Raw genomic sequence first — 3660 nt, 5'->3', positions numbered from 1 at the left:
GGGTTTATATTCTCGCGATCAGAGCAAAATATGGTGTATGCCGTTGGAGTGGGCATCTTAGCCATTGGTGTCTGTTATCTCATTTACCAATTCTTTTACTTATTAACCGTTGATAAAGGCATTTTGATCAGCCACTTCAGACGGCCCAAGAAAATTGTAAAACAAGCACAACAAACCATGGCTTCATTTGTCATGGTTTCGGCACCATTAATCGGTTTAATGGGCTTTACCGAAGCATTAGATACTTCGTTAGTACGCAACAGTCTTGGCCGCGGTGCATTTATCGTTTTCTGTATTGTATTATGCCTGCTGTATAAAGATATCATGTTACTTATTGGCCAATATCGTAAAAATAAGCCTAACGCCACTAACATGGAGTTGATTCAAAAAGCGGTATGGGCACTTCTAGTTGTCACGCCAATATTTAGCGCTATCTTGGCGGGAATAGGTTACTACTTCACGGCTTTCCAGCTGCTATTACAGCTACAAATATCGGTACTGTTAGGCTTAGGTTTCTTACTAACCTATCAGCTCATTAAGCGTTGGATGTTAATCGAGCGTCGCCTAATTGCTTTTGACCGAGCCAAAGCAAAACGTGCAGAGCGACTTGCACAGCGTGAAAGAGGCGAAATGAATAATGAGCCGATAGAAACCTACGAAGAACCCGTCGTTGATTTAGAAACCATCTCTAGCCAATCGTTAGGTTTAGTCAGGTCGATCTTAATTTTAGCTTTTTTTGCCAGCTTATTAGGCATTTTGGCGCAAACACATACTGCGGTATTCTCATTTTTAGATGGCATCACCTTATGGACCACCAATAGCAATGTAAATGGTATTGAGCAGCAAGTGCCCATTACATTGAAGTCTATTTTATTTGGCATCATGTTGGTCGGGTTCTCGGTCGTTATTGCGAAGAATCTACCTGGTTTACTTGAATTAATGCTTCTACAAAGGCTCGATTTATCGCCAGGCACAGGTTTTGCTATTACCACTGTGAGTAGCTACCTTGTGGTATTTTTTGGCATGCTGTTCGGGTTTTCAACTTTGGGCATGGAATGGTCAAAATTACAGTGGTTAGTTGCCGCATTATCAGTGGGCTTAGGTTTTGGTCTCCAGGAGATTTTTGCCAACTTTATTTCCGGTATTATCATTCTATTTGAAAAACCGATCCGTATTGGTGACACGGTGACGATCCGCGATCTCACCGGTACCGTCAGTAAAATTCAGATTAGAGCAACCACGATTGTCGATTGGGATCGTAAAGAAATTATCGTGCCTAACAAAGCCTTTATCACCGAACAATTGGTTAACTGGTCTTTATCAGATCCTATTACCCGCGTTATCGTTACGGTATCGGTGTCTCGTGATTCAGATCCAGCGAAAGTCGAAATGTTATTGCATCAAGCGGTACGTGAATGTGACTTATCATTAACCAGCCCAGAACCCGAAGTATGGTTTGCGGGTTTTGGTCAACACACACAAGATTATGAAGTACGCTCGTATGCAAAAGACATGTCTGATCGTTGGCCACTACGCCATAATTTACATAAGCGTATTAGTAAAAAATTAAAAGACAACAATGTTGAACTTGCCTACCCTCAGATGGAAGTTCATATTAATCATGCACCTAAAGAATCCACCGGATTATACAAGGGCTAAGCTAAGTATTGATTAAGGACACCTATGCTCGTTTTTGCTCACCGCGGCGCCAGCGGTTATGCTCCTGAAAACACCTTAGCCGCAATGGACAAAGCCCTCGACTTAGGCGTTAATGCCATTGAACTGGATGTGCATTGCGTTGAAGGTGAATTAGTGGTGTTTCATGATCGCCGCTTAGAAGGTAAATCAACAGGAACAGGGCTAATTCATTTAGCCACCAAGGCTGCATTGGCTCAATTTACGGTTGGCGGACAAGCAATCCCCACATTGTGGCAAGTACTCGAACGAGTCAGTATTAGCAGCAAAGGCTCATGTACTATCAACATCGAATTAAAAGGCATTGGCTGTGTACAACCCTTGATTGCGTTATATCCTCAAGCCTTAGAGCAACTTAATTTCACCCCAGAACAACTGTTAATATCATCCTTTAACCATCCTTATTTGGCGCAGATAAAACAGTCTTTTCCGCACGCGGTGATCGCACCATTACTAGCTGGAATTCCGCTCGATTTAGCTACAATAATGACCACACTTAATGCCTATTCAATCAATCTTGATGTTGGTTTTATTAATCAAGCCATTGTTGATGATGCTCACCAGCGAGGTGGCAAAGTGTTTGTTTATACGGTTGATAATCCACAAGATATTCAAGCGTTAAAAGCGATGGGTGTGGACGGTATATTCAGTAATTACCCAGACAAAGCCATCGCAGCAGCAATGATGCCGATAACAACCGATTATAGTGGTTGGTTTGAATAATCTAGTTATCCAACGTTCGACAATGAGGTTAATGTGGCACATAAACTGTTATTACTGACCAGAGAAAATGACCGATATAGGCAACTATTAACAACGCTTTGCTTGCCGAACCTCGAAATTGTTGACGATCTGATGGTTGATGATTCAGACCATTATACTGGCGGCAATATTAGCGATACCGATATTTGGTTAGCAGAACCTCATCTAGCCGCTTCATTATTGCCGCATGTACCGGCGCCCAACTGGTTACAATCTACCTTTGCTGGTGTCGATGCATTAATGCATCTGTCGTTACCACATGATTATTTACTGACTAATATTCGCGGTGTGTTTGGTCCGCTTATGAGTGAATATGTTTTTGGTTACCTGCTAAGCCATTATCGCCACCATAATGTTTACACTCAACAGCAACAACAGCAGCGTTGGTTAGCGGGTAGTTATGGTACTTTACAAGGAGCACAACTATTAATATTAGGCACCGGATCTATCGCCCAGCACCTTGCAAAAACAGCTCATCATTTTGGTATGACCGTCAGCGGGCTTAATCGAAAAGGTGGTCATGTTAGTGAATTTGATAGCATCGACACGATGGATAAATTAGCCGACTATTTACCGCTAGCAGATGTGATTGTTAGCGTATTACCCAGTACACCTCAAACCAAACACATTTTAAATGCGGCTAATCTTACGTTATTAAAAGCAGATGCCATGTTATTTAATATTGGCCGAGGTAGCACTATTGAATTAGAAGCGCTGCAAGCTGAATTAACCTTACAGCCACAACGCCAAGCCATATTAGATGTATTTGAACAAGAGCCCTTTCCTGCTGATCATCCACTATGGCATTATGATAACGTCACTATTACACCGCATATCGCTGCACCAAGCTTCCCTGAGCAAGTAATACAGGTATTCAGTCACAACTATCAGCTATGGCAACAATCCAAACCATTACAGTATGTGGTCGACGTTAACCAAGGTTACTAAAGCTGTAATCAACTTAATATTCACAGATATGGTTCAAGAGGGTTTTGATCACTTTGGTGTACAGCATCAAAAATGCACTTAATCTGATCCGGTTAACACCTAATATTAACCGCTTTCACAAATTGTTGTACCCACCAAGCTAAATTTAGCAATATCAATAAGTTAACTACAAATGTGTTTATACCTGCACTAATATCGCGGAGTTGATTTATCGGAAAAAGATGAGCTAGATCAAACTGTATTAAAAATGATCGC

Annotated in this window: 3 protein-coding genes; all 3 read left to right on the top strand. The window is 41.5% G+C overall.

Going from position 1 to position 3660, the window contains the following annotated elements:
• A partial coding sequence (locus CXF78_RS14665) for a mechanosensitive ion channel domain-containing protein (protein ID WP_145991465.1) occupies window positions 1–1659 on the top strand: 1659 nt, incomplete at its 5' end.
• A gap of 24 nt (window positions 1660–1683) precedes the next feature.
• Complete coding sequence (locus CXF78_RS14660) at window positions 1684–2418, top strand: glycerophosphodiester phosphodiesterase (RefSeq protein ID WP_102037216.1); 735 nt, start codon at window positions 1684–1686, stop codon at window positions 2416–2418.
• A 33-nt stretch (window positions 2419–2451) separates the two neighbouring features.
• Entirely contained in the window at window positions 2452–3405 is a 954-nt protein-coding gene (locus tag CXF78_RS14655) for a D-2-hydroxyacid dehydrogenase (protein WP_011638762.1), read from the top strand.
• The last annotated feature ends 255 nt before the right edge of the window (window positions 3406–3660 follow it).

The organism is Shewanella sp. 11B5, assembly GCF_002836795.1.
GTDB lineage: Bacteria > Pseudomonadota > Gammaproteobacteria > Enterobacterales > Shewanellaceae > Shewanella > Shewanella frigidimarina.
This window is presented reverse-complemented; position numbering and strand designations above follow the sequence as displayed.